The organism is Microbispora sp. NBC_01389 (assembly GCF_045040095.1).
Lineage (GTDB): Bacteria > Actinomycetota > Actinomycetes > Streptosporangiales > Streptosporangiaceae > Microbispora.
Genome location: NZ_CP109552.1, coordinates 3,863,993 through 3,880,723, shown reverse-complemented (window position 1 = coordinate 3,880,723; position 16,731 = coordinate 3,863,993). Strand labels below are relative to the sequence as shown.

The 16,731-nt window shown below is 70.6% G+C and carries 15 protein-coding genes; 11 read left to right on the top strand and 4 right to left on the bottom strand.

Translation table 11 applies throughout. The features are described 5' to 3' along the window. Positions 1-5: 5 nt before the first annotated feature. Positions 6-305: a helix-turn-helix domain-containing protein gene (locus OG344_RS17455; protein ID WP_405084027.1), complete on the top strand. Its 300-nt coding sequence runs from the start codon at positions 6-8 to the stop codon at positions 303-305. Beyond that, the gene (locus tag OG344_RS17450) at positions 302-457 is read left to right on the top strand and encodes a hypothetical protein (protein WP_405084026.1); all 156 of its coding nucleotides are present in this window, start codon (positions 302-304) and stop codon (positions 455-457) included. The genes OG344_RS17455 and OG344_RS17450 overlap by 4 nt, the downstream gene beginning before the upstream one ends. Before the next feature lie 72 nt (positions 458-529). Here the strand turns inward: OG344_RS17450 and OG344_RS17445 are convergent, their stop codons facing one another. Further along, positions 530-964 (bottom strand): hypothetical protein, encoded by a 435-nt coding sequence (locus OG344_RS17445; protein WP_405084025.1) that lies wholly within the window; start codon positions 962-964, stop codon positions 530-532. A 296-nt stretch (positions 965-1,260) separates the two neighbouring features. Between OG344_RS17445 and tnpC the strand changes: the two genes are divergently transcribed. The 3 genes from tnpC to treS all read left to right on the top strand — a co-directional run bounded on the left by tnpC (position 1,261) and on the right by treS (position 6,681). Then, positions 1,261-2,754, top strand: coding sequence for an IS66 family transposase (gene tnpC, locus OG344_RS17440; protein ID WP_405084024.1), 1,494 nt, complete (start codon positions 1,261-1,263; stop codon positions 2,752-2,754). Positions 2,755-3,013: 259 nt separating this feature from the next. Beyond that, complete coding sequence (locus OG344_RS17435) at positions 3,014-4,711, top strand: asparagine synthetase B family protein (RefSeq protein ID WP_405084023.1); 1,698 nt, start codon at positions 3,014-3,016, stop codon at positions 4,709-4,711. A 236-nt stretch (positions 4,712-4,947) separates the two neighbouring features. After that, complete coding sequence (gene treS, locus OG344_RS17430) at positions 4,948-6,681, top strand: maltose alpha-D-glucosyltransferase (protein ID WP_327044347.1); 1,734 nt, start codon at positions 4,948-4,950, stop codon at positions 6,679-6,681. Between the two features lie 17 nt (positions 6,682-6,698). On the opposite strand, the gene OG344_RS17425 is transcribed toward treS, so the two are convergent. The 3 genes from OG344_RS17425 to OG344_RS17415 form a co-directional block, all read right to left on the bottom strand. Next, positions 6,699-8,966, bottom strand: a complete 2,268-nt coding sequence (locus OG344_RS17425) for an FtsX-like permease family protein (RefSeq protein ID WP_405084022.1) — start codon at positions 8,964-8,966, stop codon at positions 6,699-6,701. Positions 8,967-9,039: 73 nt separating this feature from the next. Further along, positions 9,040-9,786, bottom strand: coding sequence for an ABC transporter ATP-binding protein (locus OG344_RS17420; protein ID WP_405084021.1), 747 nt, complete (start codon positions 9,784-9,786; stop codon positions 9,040-9,042). An 84-nt stretch (positions 9,787-9,870) separates the two neighbouring features. Beyond that, positions 9,871-10,377, bottom strand: a complete 507-nt coding sequence (locus OG344_RS17415) for a PadR family transcriptional regulator (RefSeq protein WP_327044344.1) — start codon at positions 10,375-10,377, stop codon at positions 9,871-9,873. A 134-nt stretch (positions 10,378-10,511) separates the two neighbouring features. On the opposite strand from OG344_RS17415, the gene OG344_RS17410 reads away from it, so the two are divergent. The 6 genes from OG344_RS17410 (at position 10,512) to OG344_RS17385 (ending at position 16,685) form a co-directional block, all read left to right on the top strand. Then, on the top strand, positions 10,512-11,774 hold the full coding sequence (locus tag OG344_RS17410) for an ABC transporter substrate-binding protein (RefSeq protein WP_405084020.1): 1,263 nt from the start codon (positions 10,512-10,514) through the stop codon (positions 11,772-11,774). Positions 11,775-11,780: 6 nt separating this feature from the next. Then, positions 11,781-13,121 (top strand): ABC transporter substrate-binding protein, encoded by a 1,341-nt coding sequence (locus OG344_RS17405; RefSeq protein WP_405084019.1) that lies wholly within the window; start codon positions 11,781-11,783, stop codon positions 13,119-13,121. Positions 13,122-13,135: 14 nt separating this feature from the next. Then, complete coding sequence (locus tag OG344_RS17400) at positions 13,136-14,554, top strand: ABC transporter permease subunit (protein WP_405084018.1); 1,419 nt, start codon at positions 13,136-13,138, stop codon at positions 14,552-14,554. Further along, positions 14,551-15,450: a carbohydrate ABC transporter permease gene (locus OG344_RS17395; protein WP_405084017.1), complete on the top strand. Its 900-nt coding sequence runs from the start codon at positions 14,551-14,553 to the stop codon at positions 15,448-15,450. Before OG344_RS17400 ends, OG344_RS17395 begins: the two co-directional genes overlap by 4 nt. A gap of 188 nt (positions 15,451-15,638) precedes the next feature. Beyond that, the gene (locus OG344_RS17390) at positions 15,639-16,316 is read left to right on the top strand and encodes a uracil-DNA glycosylase (RefSeq protein ID WP_405084016.1); all 678 of its coding nucleotides are present in this window, start codon (positions 15,639-15,641) and stop codon (positions 16,314-16,316) included. A 24-nt stretch (positions 16,317-16,340) separates the two neighbouring features. After that, positions 16,341-16,685: a hypothetical protein gene (locus OG344_RS17385; RefSeq protein WP_405084015.1), complete on the top strand. Its 345-nt coding sequence runs from the start codon at positions 16,341-16,343 to the stop codon at positions 16,683-16,685. The last annotated feature ends 46 nt before the right edge of the window (positions 16,686-16,731 follow it).

Here is a 16,731-nt window from a genome sequence, read left to right as displayed (position 1 = left end):
CCGACATGGGTGAGCGCACGGCATGGTCGGACAGGCGCGCCGAGATCATGAATCGTCCCGGTGCCGGAGCCGCCTATGAGGCCGCTCGCCTCCGCTTCGAACTCGGCGACGCGGTGCGGCGGCGTCGCGAGGAACTCGCCCTGACACAGACGGAGCTGGCAGATCGGGCAGGCCTCAAACAACCTGCGGTCGCCCGCTTCGAGGCAGGTGGCACCATGCCGACCATTCCCATGCTGGAACGCCTCGCCGAGGCACTCGAGGTACGGCTCAGCGTGCAATTCCAGCCTTTTCGAAAGGCAAGTTGAAGCGAACCGACGACTTCCGCGGCCTGCGCCATCTCGCCGACCGCCTGGAGGACGACTTCGTGGCCGGCGTCGTCCTCTACACCGGCACGCAGACCCTCCCCTTCGGCCCACGCATGCGCGCGATGCCGGTCAGCGCCCTGTGGCAAATCTGACGGTGAGAACCAGGCCTACTCGCGTCGGTGGTGATTCGTTCACGAAGCCGGCGTCTTCGGCAAATGGATGGATCACGGCCCGTCGGTCCGATCGAGTTCGAGTATGACGAAGCCTGCGCTGCCGGGCCTTTTCCACAGCCTCTTGATCACCTTTGCCAGACGCGGGTCCTCGAACTCGTCCACCTGGTATGACGCGATCCTGGTGAGGGACAGCTGGGTGTTCTCCCATCGGTCCGACCGCATCGATACCCAATCAGGCAGCCGCTGGGAGTCGACCGCCCATCCGAGTCCTTTCGCCAATGCGACCGCTGTCTCCAGTGCCTTCCGGTTGTCCGTGTTCCTCGTGTCGACGACCAGGACGTTCGTGACCGTGGTGTGGCCTTCCCAGGAGAACTCCGACGTCGTGTCCACCACGATGCCGCCGATCCTCCGCACATCATCGACGACCGGGGGCCGCACCCGAGATATCGAGGGGGAAAGCCAACAGCCGGCCAGAACGGCGAGCATCGCGAGCAGCGTCAAAGCCAGCGCCGTTCCGCAGCCCCGCCATCGCGGCCGCCTCCTCATCGCCCCAACCGACGACATACGCCCCAAGGCACCTTCCTGTACGGCCGCTCACAAGCGGCGGCGTACGACCGCGATCCTCAGATCGCGGTGCCGGTTCACCACGACCTCAGCACAACACGCCGTAAGCATTCACGTCATGCGCGCTTTGTGACCGATGGCTTGCTGGTGTGACGTTCCGTCACTTTGATCGTTGATCTCCGGCATGCTGTGATGGCCGTGTGCCTGGCCTGGAAGAGATGTCGCGTGAGGAGCTGATCGCTCTTGCGCGCGCTCTGGCCGAGCGGACGGTGATCCTGGAGAAGGAGAATGCCGAGCTGCGCGAGCATGTGGCCGTGCTGGAGCAGGAGAATGCCGCGCTGCGTGAGCGGGTCGCGCGGTTGGAGCGGCTGATCTCGCGCAACAGCGGTAACTCGGGGATGCCGCCCTCGGCTGATGATCTGCCGGGTAAGAAGCAGCCCAAGGCCTCTTCCGCGGCCCGTGGGGCGGGCAAGCGCAGGCCGGGCAAGCAGCCGGGCGCTGCCGGGGTGAGTCTGGCGTGGTCGGATGAGGTCGCCGAGCGCGACATGGTCGAGCACTTTCCCGAGGGGGCCTGCGGGTGCGGGGCCGATCTGGCCGGAGCGGCCGATCTTGGGGTGACCGGCCGGCATCAGCAGATCGAGATCCCGCTGGTGACCGCCCGCCGCCTGCAGCACAACCTGCACACGGTCGCCTGCCGGTGCGGTGCGGTGCATACCGCTGCCCGCCCGGACGGGGTGAGTTCCGCGCCGGTCAGCCTCGGGGTCAATCTGCAGGCGTGGTGCGTGTATCTGCTGGTGGTCCACGCGATCCCGGTGCATCGGTGCGTGGAGTTGGTCGCCTCGCTGACCGGGGCACAGCCGTCGGTGGGGTTCGTGCACGGCCTGATCGCCCGCGCCGCGGGCCTGGTCGCCTCGGCCAATGCGCGGATCCGTGCGCTGCTCACGCTGGCGTACATGGTGTGCTGCGATGAGACGCCGATCCGGGTCGGACCGAAGAAGGCAAAAAAGTACCTGCTGGTGGCCTGCACGAAGGTGTTCACCTCGTACATGCTCGGCGACCGGGACATGGCCACGTTCAAGAAGTTCGTCGTCGCCGAGTTGACCGGCGTCGTCGTCCACGACCGCTACCAGAACTACGACTCGGCCGAACTCGGCGAGCACGACCACCAGCTGTGCGTGGCTCACCTGCTTCGTGATCTGCAGGACTGCGCCGAGACCTACCCTGGTGCGGCCTGGCCGGCTCAGATCCAGACCGCGCTGCGCGGACTGATCCACGCCGCCAACCTCGCCCGCGAGCAGGGCAGGGACGCCATCGCCGAAGGCACCCGGAGAATGTGGATCAGCAGCTTCCGGCACGGGGTGCGGGTGGGCCTGTCGGAGGTTCGCCGTCTTCCCGGCCCGGCCAAGACCGTCACCCAGCCCGTCGGCCGCGTGCTGCTGGAGGTGTTGCGCGACCGCGAGGACGACGTGCTGCGCTTCGCCCGCGACCTGCGGATTCCTCCCACGAACAACCAGGCGGAACGCGATGTCCGCCCAGCCAAGACCCAGCAGAAGATCTCCGGCCGGCTCCGCTCCGAACGAACCACCGCGCACCGTTACGCCATCCGCGGCTACCTGTCCACCGCGGCCAAGCACGGTGCCGATGTCATGACCGCGATCCGAGACGCCCTCGTCGGCCGCGCCTGGATGCCTCCCGATCCCACACCGGCCTGACCCCAACACCCACCCCGGGACGACTCGCGGCCATGCACCATCACACACCGCGATCACACCGCGATCAAGCAACACCGGAATGCATCAGAGCTGAATGCTTACGATTCGCCGGCATCTCCGATACCCGTACTTTCGGTTTGCCGCATCCGGAATCGCCGGCGCTCTCCCGGCCGGCGGTCCTGGCCGCGGTGGGATGGGTTCCGGTGCTCCGGGGCCGGGAGGTCCGTAGACTCGGCTGCGGTTCAAGGGAGGGCAAACCGTGCGCAAGGGTGAGTGGCCACGATTCCAGGCCAGGCCGTACGTCTGTGGGGCCGTCGGGCCCTACGAGCAGGCGAGGCTCGACCTGCTGGCACGGTCGGGGCCCGCCGTCCAGGCCGCGCACACCGCCCCCGAGGCCGCGTTGCTCGCCTCCGCCCCCCTGGCGCCGTACGCGTCGGGCCCCGAGGCGACCGCGTACGCCTGGGAGGGCCGGCGGCCGGAGGCCGCGCCGGGCGCGAACGCGTGGCTGCGGGTCGCGGAGACGTACGAGACGCCGGGGCTGGTGGACGGCCCGGAGACGGTGGTCCTGCACACCGGCGGGCTCGGCCTGATCGACGTCTACTACCTCGCCGACGGGGACGCGGTCTACTTCTCCTCGCTCATCGAGCCGCTCCTCGCGCTGGCCCGGCGGCCGTACGAGGTGAACTGGGACGCGTGGGCCGCGATTCTCCGGCTGACCTACCCGCTGCTGGAGGACACGCCGTACCGCCAGATCCGGCGCCTGCCCGGCGCGACCGCGCTGACCTGGTCGCGGCGGGAGCGCACCCTCCGCGTCGACCGGCGCGCGCCGCGCTGGGTGCGGGAGGAGCCGGTCGACCGCGGCGTGACGGCCGGCGACCTGGTCACGTTGCTGCACGACGCGCTCGCGCCGTACGAGCGGGTGCTGGTGCCGGTGAGCGGCGGGTACGACTCGCGACTGCTGGCCAGTGTGGCGATGGACCGGAAGATGGACGTCGAGTCGTGGACCACCAGCCCCGACGACGGCCTGGACCACGACATCGACTTCGCCCGCTACATCACCCGTGAGCTGGGCATCCCCCACCGGATCGTCCCGCAGTCCCCGGAGAGGTACCCCGACGAGGCGCTGTGGGCGGCCCGCCGCCTGGAGTACCTCACCAGCCACCACGCCTGGTACTCCCCCTTCGCCAGGGAGGTGCACGGGGCGGGCCGGGCGCTGGTGGACGGCCTCGCGGGCGGCCCGCTGATGAAGAACTTCCTGATCACGGCGGACGCCGTCGGCGCGGGGACCGGCGCGTCCCGCCGCGCGGCGCTGCTCAAGGCGCTCGCGACCGGCGACGCCCACATCCCCGTGCTGGGCGAGCAGGCCGCCGCGTGGATGGACGACCGGGTGAGCGCGGCCTTCACGCGGGCGACCTCGATGCTGCACGGCCACCGGGCCGAACTGCCGCTGAGCGTGCTCCACACCCGCACCGTGCGGGGCATCGCCCGCTCCCCGGTCAACCTCGTCGGCCCCGAGGCCACCCCGGTCTTCCCGTTCCTGCACCCGGAGTTCTTCGACGCGGCGTTGTCGGTGCCGGTCACGGCCAAGGAGGGCGGGAAGTTCTACCGGGAGGTCCTGCGGGCCGCCAACCCCCGGGTGGCCGCGCTGCCGTCCACGAACACGCCGCTGCTGCCGAACCGCCGGGTGCCGCTGCGCTCGAACGGCCCGGCCGCCCGCGAGTGGAACCACCGAATGCTGGTCAAAGCCACGGAAATCCCGGGCCTGATGTCGCCCCAGATGCTGGAGGCGGTCGCCGCCGGGCCGGACGCGCTGACCGCCTTCGGCTCGTGGAACTCGCGGTTCTGGCTGCGGGCGCTGGTGGCGTTCGGGGCATGGCTCGCCGACTACGAGGACCTGCTCGGCGACCTCACGCCGCCCTGGAGCCTCCGGCCCGCGGCCGTCGTCCCCACCCCGTGATTGGGATCTGCCCTCGTAGGGGTTACGGCTCCGCACAGTTCGGAAAGACGGGTTGTGATCGCCGTCCGTGATCACCCGTAAGCAGGTAAAAACCGCATGTTAGGGGGGTGTCAGGCTTTCCAGTCAGGCCTATATCGGTGGTAGTTTTGGTCAAATAAAGCCAAACAACACGGCGTGAGCTTCAACGCTCGGGTGTGCCCTGACCACGCGCCCTTCTTTCCTCAAGCGAGAACCAGATGAACGCTGCTGCGCCCTGCCCTGACCCGGTTCCCGGGTCGTCCGGCGATCTCCCGGAGATCACCGACTTCACCTCGCAGGACCCCCGCTGGTACAAGCGCGCGGTCTTCTACGAGGTGCTCGTACGCGGCTTCAAGGACTCCAACGGCGACGGCACCGGCGACCTGCGCGGGCTGACCGAGAAGCTCGACTACCTCTCCTGGCTGGGCGTCGACTGCCTCTGGCTGCTGCCGCTCTACCAGTCCCCGCTCAGGGACGGCGGATACGACATCGCCGACTACCTCAAGATCCTTCCGGAGTTCGGCGACCTCGGCGACTTCGTGAAGCTGATCGAGGCGGCCCACGAGCGGGGCCTGCGGGTCATCACCGACCTCGTCATGAACCACACCAGCGACCAGCACCCGTGGTTCCAGGCGTCCCGCACCGACCCCGACGGCCCGTACGGCGACTTTTACGTGTGGTCGGACGATCCCACGAAGTACTCCGGCGTCCCCATCGTCTTCGTGGGCACCGAGGAGTCGAACTGGACGTTCGACCCGGTGCGCAAGCAGTACTACTGGCACCGGTTCTTCCACCACCAGCCCGACCTGAACTACGACAACCCGGACGTCCAGGCGGCGATGATGGAGGTCGTCCGCTTCTGGCTCGACCTCGGCGTGGACGGGTTCCGGCTGGACGCGGTGCCGTACCTGTTCGAGCGCGAGGGCACGTCCTGCTCCGGGCTGCCCGAGACGCACGCCTACCTCAGGAGCATCCGCGCCGAGGTGGACCGGATCTACCCCGACCGGGTGCTGCTGGCCGAGGCCAACGGCTGGCCCGAGGACGTGGTCGAGTACTTCGGCGACGCCACCCGGGGCGGCGACGAGTGCCACATGGCCTTCCACTTCCCGCTGATGCCGCGGATTTTCATGGCCGTGCGCCGGCAGAGCCGCGAGCCGATCTCCGAGATCATGTCGCGGACCCCCAAGCTGCCGGAAACCGCCCAGTGGGGCATCTTCCTCCGCAACCACGACGAGCTGACGCTCGAAACCGTGACGGAGGAGGAGCGCGACTACATGCACGCCGAGTACGCCAAGGACCCGCGCATGCGCGCGTACCTGGGCATCCGGCGGCGCCTGGCCCCCCTGCTGGACAACGACAGGGACCAGATCGAGCTGTTCACCGCGCTGCTGCTCAGCATGCCGGGCTCGCCGGTCATGTACTACGGCGACGAGATCGGCATGGGCGACAACATCTGGCTGGAGGACCGCGACGCGGTCCGCACGCCGATGCAGTGGACCCCCGACCGCAACGCCGGGTTCTCCGAGGCCGACCCCGGACGGCTGTACCTGCCCGTGGTCATGGACCCGGTGTACGGCTACCAGGCGGTCAACGTGGAGGCCCAGATCAAGAGCGAGTCGTCGCTCCTCCACTTCACCCGGCGGATGCTGCAGATCCGGCGCGAGCACCCGATCTTCGGCACCGGCGCCTACACCGAGCTGTGGTCGCCGAACCCGAGCGTGCTGGCCTTCCTGCGGGAGGAGGGCGACGACGTGGTCCTGTGCGTGAACAACCTGTCGCGCTTCGCCCAGCCGGTCGAGCTCGACCTGCGGCGCTTCGCGGGGGTCGTCCCGGTCGAGTGCCGGGGCGGGGTCGCCTTCCCCACGATCGGCGACCTGCCCTACCTGCTCACGCTGCCGGGGTACGGCTTCTACTGGCTGTCGCTGCGCCGGGCCCCGGCACCCAGGCCCTGAACGTCTGACCCGTACGCTCAGCGGGCGGTGACGGGCACCTGTGCCCGCGCCGCCCGGCGGGCGGGGATCAGCGCCACCAGCGACGCGGCGCCGATCGCGATCAGGAGGGCGGCGGCGAGCATCCCGGGGGCCGGCGCGCGGCCGATGCCCGCCCCGACGCCGCTGCCGCGGCCCTCCAGGTCGATCAGCCACCGCGACCAGAACGCCCCCGCCGCGGCCCCGGCGACGACCCCCACCGCGGCCGGCAGGCCGGCCGCGGTGACCAGGGTGGCCGTGACCTGGCGGGGGGTGAGACCCATGGCCTTGAGCACCGCGAGGTCGAGGAGATGGTCGCGCAGGCCGAGGGCGCTGGCCGTGAGCAGGTTGGCCAGCCCGATCAGGGCCAGCACGACGACCAGCGCGACGATGATCACCCGGACGACCGCCAGCCGCTCGGCCGGGTTCACCGCCCGGGTCACCTCCAGCCCCTGCTCCTGCAGGCGGGCGCGCACCAGCGTCGCGTCGGCGCCCGGCCGCAGCACCAGAGCGTAGAACCGGGGCGGCAGCGCGTCCTTGGCCGCCAGGCTGTCCACTCCGAACGACAGCACCTCGCCGTCCTGCTCGGGCTCGATCACCCGGCCCACGATCCGCACGATCAGGGGCGTGCCCCCGATGGTCATCCTGACCCGGTCGCCGACCCGCACGCCGAGCAGGTCGAGCAGTCCCTGGCCGGCCACCGCCTCGCCCCGGTCGGCGAACATGCGGCCCTCCACCACGGGGAAGGGGTACGGATCGGAGGAGAGGCCGAGGGCCCGGGTCCGCACGGTCCTCGTCTGCCAGGGCACGAGCGCGTCGAGTTCGGCCCCCGGATACGCCGCGACCACGTCGGGGTCGGCCATCACCCGCTGCCGGGCCTCCTCGGCGGTCATGTCGCCGGGCCGGATGCTCAGCGCCGCTGCCTGCCCCACGCTCTCCGGGTGGCGGCCGAAGTCGTCCAGCGTCGCCCAGCAGCCGAGCCCGATGGTGATCAGCATCATCGGCAGGGCCACCCCGCAGGCCGTGAGCGCGGCGGGCGTCCTGCGGGTGAAGGCGTCTCTCGCGCCGAGGACGAGCGCGGGCGGCAGCCGTACGAGCAGGGCGACCCGGGCCAGCCGGGACAGGCGCCCGCGCGGCGGCGCGGCGGGGGCGGCCGGGAGCGGCGGGACGCGCCCGCCGCGCCAGGCCGGGACCAGGACCGCCACCAGCACCGCCAGCGCGGTCCCCGCGACGATCGCCGCGAGGGGCCCGGCCGACAGCGGCACCGCGACCGTCTCCCCCATCGCGTACGCCGTGACCAGCCGGGCGGCGAGCACGCCGAGGGCGATGCCGAGCAGCCCCAGCGTGCCGTGCTCGGCGAGGAGCATCCGGACGACCTGGCCCCGGGTGAACCCGAGCGACTTGAGCGTGGCGATGTCGCGCAGCTGGGTCAGCACCCGGCCGCCGGCGGCGTTGGCGAGCGCGAGCGCGGCGGCGACCAGGCCGGCGACGCCGAACAGCGCGAGCAGCAGGCCGAGCAGCCGGTCGTCCAGCTCCATCGAGGCGCGCACCTCGCGCCAGGTCGTCACCCGCTGCACCTGGTTGCGCAGCGTGAAGACGGCCCGCTGGACGACGAGGTCGGTGTCGGCGGGGTCGGCGAGGCGCAGCCCGGTCACGGCCTCCGTACGGCCGGGCGCGGGCTCCACGACGTCGAGGGTCTGGCCGAGCGTCCAGGCCAGGCCGGGGGTCCACTCGGGGTAGAAGCCCTGGTCACCGCTCTCGGCCAGCCCGGCGACGGTCAGCCGGTGGGTCGCGCCGTTCAGGCCGGTGACCGTGAACGGGCTGCCGGGCCGCAGGCCGAGGGCGCGGGCGAACGACCGCTCGACCACCACGCCGTCCGGAGCGCGCGGGTCGAGCCAGCGTCCCTCGCGCGGCAGCGGGCGCGCCACGGAGGTGAAGGCGGCCGGCGTCTCCCGCAGGGTGATCGGCACCCGCCGGCCGCCGGTGGCGAGCGTGGCAGGCGCGCTGCGGTACGGCCCGGCCACGTCGGTCACGCCGGGCAGGCCGCGCAGGGCGGACACGTCCGGGACGTCCTTGCTGTGGATCCAGATGTGCGCGCCGTGGCCGCGCTCGAACAGGCCCCGCCAGGGGTTGGTGCCGCCCTCCAGCAGCGTGGCCGCGACGATCAGGGCGGTGACGATGCCCGCGACCGCGAGCACCGTGAGGCCCGCCTGGCCCCGGCGGGCCCGCAGGTCCGCGCGGATCCAGCGCAGCTCCGCGCTCCTCGGCACGGTCAGGTCACCCCCTCACGGTCATCTGCTCGCGGTCATCTGGTCGCAGTCATCTGCTTGGAGCGCATCCGGTTCAGCTCCGGAGCTCGACGACGTCCCCGGCCCCGCCGGCCGGCCGCCGGCGCACGCGGGGGATGGCGGCGTCGTCGACGATCTGGCCGTCGAGCAGGCTGACGACGCGGTCGGCCATGCTCGCGACGCGGGCGTCGTGGGTGACCAGCACGATCGTCTGCCCCTGGCGGTGCACCCGCCCGAGCAGCCGCAGCACGTCGCGGGTGTTGCGGCTGTCGAGGTTGCCGGTGGGCTCGTCCGCGAGCAGCAGCCGGGGCTGGTTGGCGAGCGCGCGGGCCAGCGCCACCCGCTGCTGCTCGCCCCCGCTGAGCTGCGCGGGCGCGGCGTCCGCCCGGCCGGCCAGGCCCAGCTCGCCGAGGAGGTAATCGCGCCGCTCGCGGGCGTGCCGGGGCGAGGCGCCGCCGAGCAGCGCGGGAAGCTCGACGTTGTCGGCCACGGTCATGTTGCCCACGAGGTTGAAGAACTGGAAGACGAACCCGATCTGCTCCCGGCGCAGCACCGCCCAGCCGCTCTCCGACAGCGTGTCGGCCCGCCTGCCCTCCAGCCAGATCTCGCCGCTCGACCGCGTGTCCAGGCCGCCGATCATGTGGATCAGGGTGGACTTGCCCGACCCGGACGGCCCGGTGACCGCGACGAACTCCCCCGCCTCGACCGTCAGGTCGACCCCGCGTACGGCCGGCACGGGTAGCCCGCCGGTTTGATAGATCTTGACCAGGTTGACCACCCGGACGACGGGTGTGTCCGACATACCGCCCACCCTAACCGCGCCGCGCCGCCGCCTCGCCCACGTCGCGCCGCACCAGATCATGATCGGGCGCGCCCGGCCGCGGGATCACCGCAGGTCCTCCTGGCAGCGCTCCAGCCAGTCGAGGTCGGCCTGCAGGTGGAGCATGGCGCCCTCGATGAGCAGGAGGGCCACGCGGTTGGCCGGGTCGGTGCGCTCGGCCAGCTCGCCCAGGTCTCTCATGAGCGAAAGGTAGTGCCGGCGCTGCCGGTTCACCAGGGCCATGCGGTCGGCCAGGCCGGTCAGCGGGGCGAGCACGAGCTTCATGAAGAACTCGTCGCGGACCCGGGGGCCCTCGGTGGGCTCGTCCACCCAGGTCTCCAGCGCCTCCCGCCCGGCGGCGGTGATGTAGTAGACCTTCTTGTTCGGCCGGTTGGCCTGCTCCACGTCGACCGCGCGAACGTACCCGTCCTTCTCCAGCCGGCCCAGCGTCACATAGATCTGGCCGATGTTGGGCGAGGGATAGGCGATGCCGAAAATCGACTCAAGAGCCTGTTTGAGCTCGTACCCATGGGCAGGTTCCTTCGCCAGGAGCGCCAGCAGCGCCTGCCGCACGCGCCCACCCCCAGACCGTCGGAGCAGTTACCGGAGCGTTACTCGCCCATCCGTTGACGGTCACATTATCGCTATGCATAACATGCATGCACCTACCTAACACGTATGTAACCCGTTTTTCACGCGGAGGCCACATGGTTCGCCGAGCCGTCGCCGTCCTGGCCGCCTTCCTGGTGGCCGGATGCGCGGGGCTTCCGGACACCGGAGCCGGCCCCACGACCGGCAGCGGGGGCACCGGGCCGATCACGCTCGCGATCGGCCGGGACACCACCGCCTACCTCCGCCCGTTGCTGGACCGGTGGAACCAGGGCCACCCGGACGAGCGGGTCACGCTGCTCGAACTGCCCGAGGCGTCCGACGAGCAGCGCGCCCAGATGGTGGCGAACCTGCAGGCCCGCAACGACGTGTACGACGTGCTCGCACTCGACGTGATGTGGACGGCCGAGTTCGCCGACGCCGGGTGGATCGTGCCACTCGACCGCAGCCTGTTCCCTCTCGACAAGCTGCTCGGGGGGGTCGCGGACACCGCGATCTACCGCGACCGGCTGTGGGCGGCGCCGTACACGAGCAACGCCGGGTTGCTCTACTACCGGTCCGACATCCTGAAGAAGGAGCACCTCAAGCCGCCCAAGACCTGGTCGGAGCTGCGCGAGCAGGCCAGGCGCCTGGGCGCGAAGTATCACATCGGGGGGTACGCCGGGCAGTTCCTGCCGTACGAGGGGCTGACCGTCAACTTCGCCGAGGCCGTGCAGTCGGCGGGCGGGTCCATCCTCAGCCAGGACGCCCGCACGGTCACGATGGACCTCGGCAGCGCGCGGGCCGCGCTCGGCTTCCTGGTCGGCGGCGTCACGGAGGGGTGGATCCCCCGCGAGGCGCTGGCGTACAAGGAGGAGGAGTCGCGGCTCGCCTTCCAGGAGGGGCGGCTGCTGTTCGCCCGCAACTGGCCCCACGCGTACGGCCCGGCCACCCACTCCCCGCTCGCCGGGAAGTTCGCGGTCACCCGGCTGCCCGGCCTGAACGGGCCCGGATCCAGCTCGCTCGGCGGCTACAACCTCGCCGTCAGCGCCTTCTCCAAGCGGCAGAAGTCGGCCCTCGACTTCATCCGCTACTTCACCGGCCGCGACAACGAACGGCTCGTTCTCACCGAGGGGTCGTTCCCCCCGGTCTGGGCGGATCTGTACGACGACCCGGAGCTCATCAGGCGGTTCCCGTACCTGCCCGTGCTCAAGGAGGCCATCCTCTCGGCCCGGCCCAGGCCGGTCACCGCCGGCTACAACCAGGTCAGCCTGGTCATCTCCAGCGCCGTGTCCGGCGCGCTCGCACTCGCCAAACCCGTAGACGAGACCGTCGCCGACCTGAAACAGGGGCTCGGCGAGGTCATCCAGCCCGGAGGATAGATAGACATGCGGAAACTTCCCCCCATCATGGTCGCGTGCCTCGCCTTCGCCGCCGCCGCGGCGTGCGGCAGCGACTCCGGCGGCGACACCGGCTCCGGCAGCGCGCCGGCGGCCTCGGGCGCCGCCTCGGACGCCGGGGGCGCCAAGCCCCTGGAGGGAGAGAAGATCGAGATCGCCGCGAAGTGGACCGGCGACGAGCAGGCCAACTTCGAGAAGGTGCTGAAGGCCTTCGAGGAGAAGACCGGCGCCACCGTCACCTACGCCTCCACCGGCGAGGACACCGGCGCCTACCTCGGCCCCCGCATCGAGGGCGGCAACCCTCCGGACGTCGCGATCCTGCCCCAGCCCGGCCTCGTGCAGCAGTACGCCGACGAGAACGCGCTGAAGCCGCTGAGCCCCGAGGTGCAGTCGCAGATCGACCAGAACTACACGCCGTACTGGAAGGATCTCGGCTCGGCCAAGGGCCAGGTCTACGGCGTGCTCGTCAAGGCGGCGCACAAGTCGCTCATCTGGTACCGCCAGGGCGCCTTCGACGACGCCGGGGCGCAGCCGGCGTCCACCTGGGACGACCTGATCAAGAACGCGCAGACGCTGAGCGACTCCGGCGTCGCGCCGTTCGCCCTGTGCGCCGCCTCCGGCTGGACGCTGACCGACCTGTTCGAGAACGTCTACCTCTCGTCGGCCGGCCCGGAGAACTACGACAAGCTGGCCAAGCACGAGATCCCGTGGACCGACGCCTCGGTCAAGACGGCCCTGGAGAAGATGGCGCAGATCTTCGGCAAGAAGGAGTTCATGCTCGGCGGCTCGTCCGGCGCGCTGCAGACCGACTTCCCGACCTGCGTCACCCAGGTGTACGGCCAGAAGAAGGCCGCGATGGTCATCGAGGCCGACTTCGTCGCCGCCTCCGTCGGGCAGTCGGGCGCGAAGGTCGGCGAGGACGCCAAGATCATGCCGTTCCCCAAGGCGGGCGACACCGCCCCCGTCGTGCTCGGCGGCGACGTCGCCGTGGCGATGAAGGACACCAAGGGCGCGATGGCGCTGCTCGAGTTCCTGGCCAGCAAGGAGGGTGGTGAAATCTGGGCCAAGCAGCCCGGTTATCTCTCCCCCAACCGCAACGTCTCCCCCGACAACTACCCCGACGACCTCACCAAGCAGCTCGCCCAGACGATCATCTCGGCCGGAGAGTCGGTGCGGTACGACATGTCCGACCTCGCCCCCAGCGCCTTCGGCGGCACCGACGGCAAGGGCGAGTGGAAGGACCTGCAGGACTTCCTCCGCAACCCCTCCGACGTGAAGGGCGCGCAGGAGAAGCTCGAGGCCGACGCCGCCAAGGCCTTCAAGAAGTAGAGGGGGGGACGGCCGTGACCGAACGGTTGGACGGCCCGCAGGCCGCCGGCGGCGACGACTCCGCCGCCGGGGCCTCCTCCGGACCACACGACACCCCCGCGGAGCCCACCCCGGGCCCCGCCGACCCGGCCCCGGCGGGCGCCCCGGCCGCACGGCTGGGGCCCTCGCCGCGGCTGGCGGTGATGTTCCTGCTGCCCGCGGTGCTGCTGCTCGCCGCGTGGATGATCTATCCGCTGGTCTACTCGATCTGGCGCAGCCTGTTCGACGCGACCGGCGGCACCTTCGTCGGGCTGCGCAACTACATCTCGATCTTCACCGACTCCGGGACGCTCACCACGATCAGGAACAACATCATCTGGGTCGTGGTGGCCCCCGTCGTCGTCACCGTGCTCGGCCTGATCTTCGCGGTGCTCACCGAGCGCATCCGGTGGTCGACGGCGTTCAAGCTCGTGCTGTTCATGCCGATGGCCGTCTCCCTGCTCGCCGCGGGCGTCATCTTCCGCCTCGTCTACGAGCAGGACCCGGACAAGGGCGTCGCCAACGCCATCATCACCACCGTCCACGACACGTTCTCCTCCAGCGCCGGCTATCCCGGCGCCCGGCCCCGTGACAACGACCAGGCGCCGGCGGTCGTGCGGGGCGGCGCGGTGATGACCCGGCAGCCGGCGCAGCCGGGGACCCCGGTGCTGATCCCGCTCGTCGGCCTGAACCAGGACGCGGTCAAGGACGCGGCGCCGGCCAAGGCCGCCGCCGGCGGTGACGGCCTGAGCGGCACCGTGTGGCTCGACGTCGTACGCGGCGGCGGGGGCACGCTCAACCAGGTCGACCCGCAGGAGAAGGGCCTCGCCGGCGTGACGGTCGAGGCGGTCTCCGGCGGGGTGGTCAAGGCGACGACCGAGACGACCGCCGACGGCACGTTCCGCTTCGCCGATCTGCCCGCCGGGTCCTACGACGTACGGCTGCCGCAGTCGAACTTCGCCGCGCCCTTCAACGGCATCACCTGGCTGGGGCCGTCGCTGATCACTCCCGCGATCATCGGCGCGTACATCTGGGTGTGGGCCGGTTTCGCGATGGTGCTCATCGCCGCGGGCCTCTCGGCGATCCCGCGCGACGCCCTGGAGGCGGCCCGCATCGACGGCGCGACCGAGTGGCAGGTGTTCCGCAGGATCACCGTCCCCCTGCTCTCGCCGGTCCTGATGGTCGTCTTCGTCACGATGATCATCAACGTGCTGAAGGTCTTCGACCTGGTGTTCATCATCGCGCCCGGCTCGGTGCAGCCACAGGCCAACGTGGTCGCGCTGGAGATGTGGCGCGTCTCGTTCGGCGGCGGCGGCAACCAGGGCATGGGAAGCGCGCTGTCGATCTTCCTGCTCCTGCTGGTGGTGCCCTTCATGATCTTCAACATCCGCCGGTTCAGGAGGGACGAGCGATGACGACCGTGGCCGAGCCGGCCATCGAGCCGAACCCCGCCTCCGCGGTCCGGCGGGGGGCGGTGGCACGGGTCGCCGACCGCCTCGGCGGCGGCCTGGTCCAGGTCTTCCTGATCCTGATCGCGTTGTTCTGGCTGCTCCCGACCCTGGGCCTGCTCGTCGTGTCGCTGCGCGGCGAGACCGACAACAACTCGTCGGGCTGGTGGACGCTGTTCACCAAGCCGGCGCAGCTCACCTTCGAGAACTACTCGAACCTGCTCGCGTCGGGCTTCGACTCGTCGTTCTGGAACACCGTGCTGATCACGGTGCCCGCGACCCTGCTGGTGATCGGCATCGCCGCCATGGCGGCGTACGCGTTCGCCTGGATCGAGTTCCCCGGCAGGGACACGGTCTTCCTCGTGGTCATCGCCCTGCTGGTCGTCCCCGTGCAGATCGCGCTGATCCCCATCGCCAAGTTGTACGGCCTCCTGGGGATCTTCGGCTCGGTTCTGGGGGTCGTGCTGTTCCATGTGGCGTTCGGCCTGCCGTTCGCCATCTTCCTGCTGCGCAACTTCTTCGCGGGCATTCCCCGCGAACTGCTGGAGGCGGCGCGGATGGACGGCGCGCCGGAGTGGCGGATCTTCGTCACCGTGGTGTTCCCGCTGGCCAAGCCCGCGATCGCGTCGCTCGGCATCTTCCAGTTCCTGTGGGTGTGGAACGACCTGCTCGTCGCGCTGGTGTTCGCCGACACCGACAACCAGCCGATGACGAAGGCACTGCAATCCCAAATGCGGCAGTTCGGCACGAACGTGGACATCCTCGCGCCGGGCGCGTTCCTGTCGCTCCTCGTCCCGCTGGTGCTGTTCTTCGCCTTCCAGCGGTACTTCGTGCAGGGCATGCTCGCGGGTTCGGTCAAATAAGGCCGTCCGGAGGCCTCCTCGGGGGCCTCCGGAACCTCCGCATCTAGTCGGTATATCGGGGAAACGTCCCATCTGTGGCAGGCTGTACGAGAAGAACGTCGGATGCCCGCTTCACGGGGGTAGGCGGGCATCCGATCTTTCCGACGCCGGGCCGTAAGGGGCCGGAAAAGCCGATAGAGTCCGCGGACATGTCAGGACGTCCGTTGCAGGAACTCGTGGAATCGGGATGGGCGGAGGCCCTCGCACCCGTGGCCGGGCGCATCGCCGCCATGGGCGACTTCCTCAGGCAGGAGATCGCGGAGGGCCGGCAGTACCTCCCGGCAGGGGACAACGTGCTCCGCGCCTTCCGGCAGCCGCTGAGCGGGGTCCGGGTGCTGATCGTCGGCCAGGACCCCTACCCCACCCCCGGCCACCCCGTCGGCCTGAGCTTCTCCGTGGCCCCGGACGTGCGGCCGCTCCCGGGCAGCCTGGTCAACATCTACAAGGAGTACACGGCCGACCTCGGCCATCCCCTGCCGTCGAACGGCGACCTCACCCCGTGGACCGAGCAGGGCGTGCTCCTGCTCAACAGGGTGCTGACCGTGATGCCGGGCAAGCCCGCCTCACACCGGGGCAAGGGCTGGGAAGAGGTGACCGAGCGGGCCATCACCGCCCTGGTCGAGCGCGGCGGCCCGCTCGTCGCGATCCTGTGGGGACGTGACGCCCGCAACCTGCGCCCCATGCTCGGGCAGGTGCCGTGCGTCGAGTCGGCCCACCCGAGCCCGCTGTCGGCCCGCAGCGGCTTCTTCGGCTCCCGCCCCTTCAGCCGGGCCAACGCCCTTCTGGAGGAGCAGGGCGGAACTCCGGTGGACTGGAAGCTGCCGTGACGGCTCCCCGATAGGATCACCACCATGAGCGATGGAACGGACACCGGTCGCTATCTGCGGCTCACCGTCGACCTGGTGGTCGAGGTCCTCGACGTGGACGCGCTGCAGGCGGCGGCGCTCGCCGAGATCCGCGACCCCCAGGCCGAACTGGACGACGCCGAGCGGCAGGAGCAGATCGAACTGGTCAACTCCGACGAGACGGGCGCGGCGGCCCTGCAGTGGCTGATCGAGCCCGATCACGTGCTCGGCCTGGTCGAGCACGTGACCGAGGTCGAACCGCGGGAGGCGATGCTCGGGGTCGAGCCGTCGGACGGCATGCTGGAAGACGAGGACGACCACGACCACGACCACGAGGAGCACGCCCACTGACCGGCGGAATCAAAGCTTCGGTGAGGTCCGGCCGGCGGGCATGATC

Excerpts from the sequence above, each read along its gene's own strand:
- OG344_RS17410 (WP_405084020.1), top strand. The coding sequence starts at position 10,512 with ATGGTTCGCCGAGCCGTCGCCGTCCTGGCCGCCTTCCTGGTGGCCGGA.
- OG344_RS17405 (WP_405084019.1), top strand. The coding sequence starts at position 11,781 with ATGCGGAAACTTCCCCCCATCATGGTCGCGTGCCTCGCCTTCGCCGCC.
- tnpC (WP_405084024.1), top strand. The coding sequence starts at position 1,261 with ATGTCGCGTGAGGAGCTGATCGCTCTTGCGCGCGCTCTGGCCGAGCGG.
- OG344_RS17385 (WP_405084015.1), top strand. The coding sequence starts at position 16,341 with ATGAGCGATGGAACGGACACCGGTCGCTATCTGCGGCTCACCGTCGAC.
- OG344_RS17445 (WP_405084025.1), bottom strand. The coding sequence starts at position 964 with ATGCTCGCCGTTCTGGCCGGCTGTTGGCTTTCCCCCTCGATATCTCGG.
- treS (WP_327044347.1), top strand. The coding sequence starts at position 4,948 with ATGAACGCTGCTGCGCCCTGCCCTGACCCGGTTCCCGGGTCGTCCGGC.
- OG344_RS17395 (WP_405084017.1), top strand. The coding sequence starts at position 14,551 with ATGACGACCGTGGCCGAGCCGGCCATCGAGCCGAACCCCGCCTCCGCG.
- OG344_RS17390 (WP_405084016.1), top strand. The coding sequence starts at position 15,639 with ATGTCAGGACGTCCGTTGCAGGAACTCGTGGAATCGGGATGGGCGGAG.
- OG344_RS17455 (WP_405084027.1), top strand. The coding sequence starts at position 6 with ATGGGTGAGCGCACGGCATGGTCGGACAGGCGCGCCGAGATCATGAAT.
- OG344_RS17420 (WP_405084021.1), bottom strand. The coding sequence starts at position 9,786 with ATGTCGGACACACCCGTCGTCCGGGTGGTCAACCTGGTCAAGATCTAT.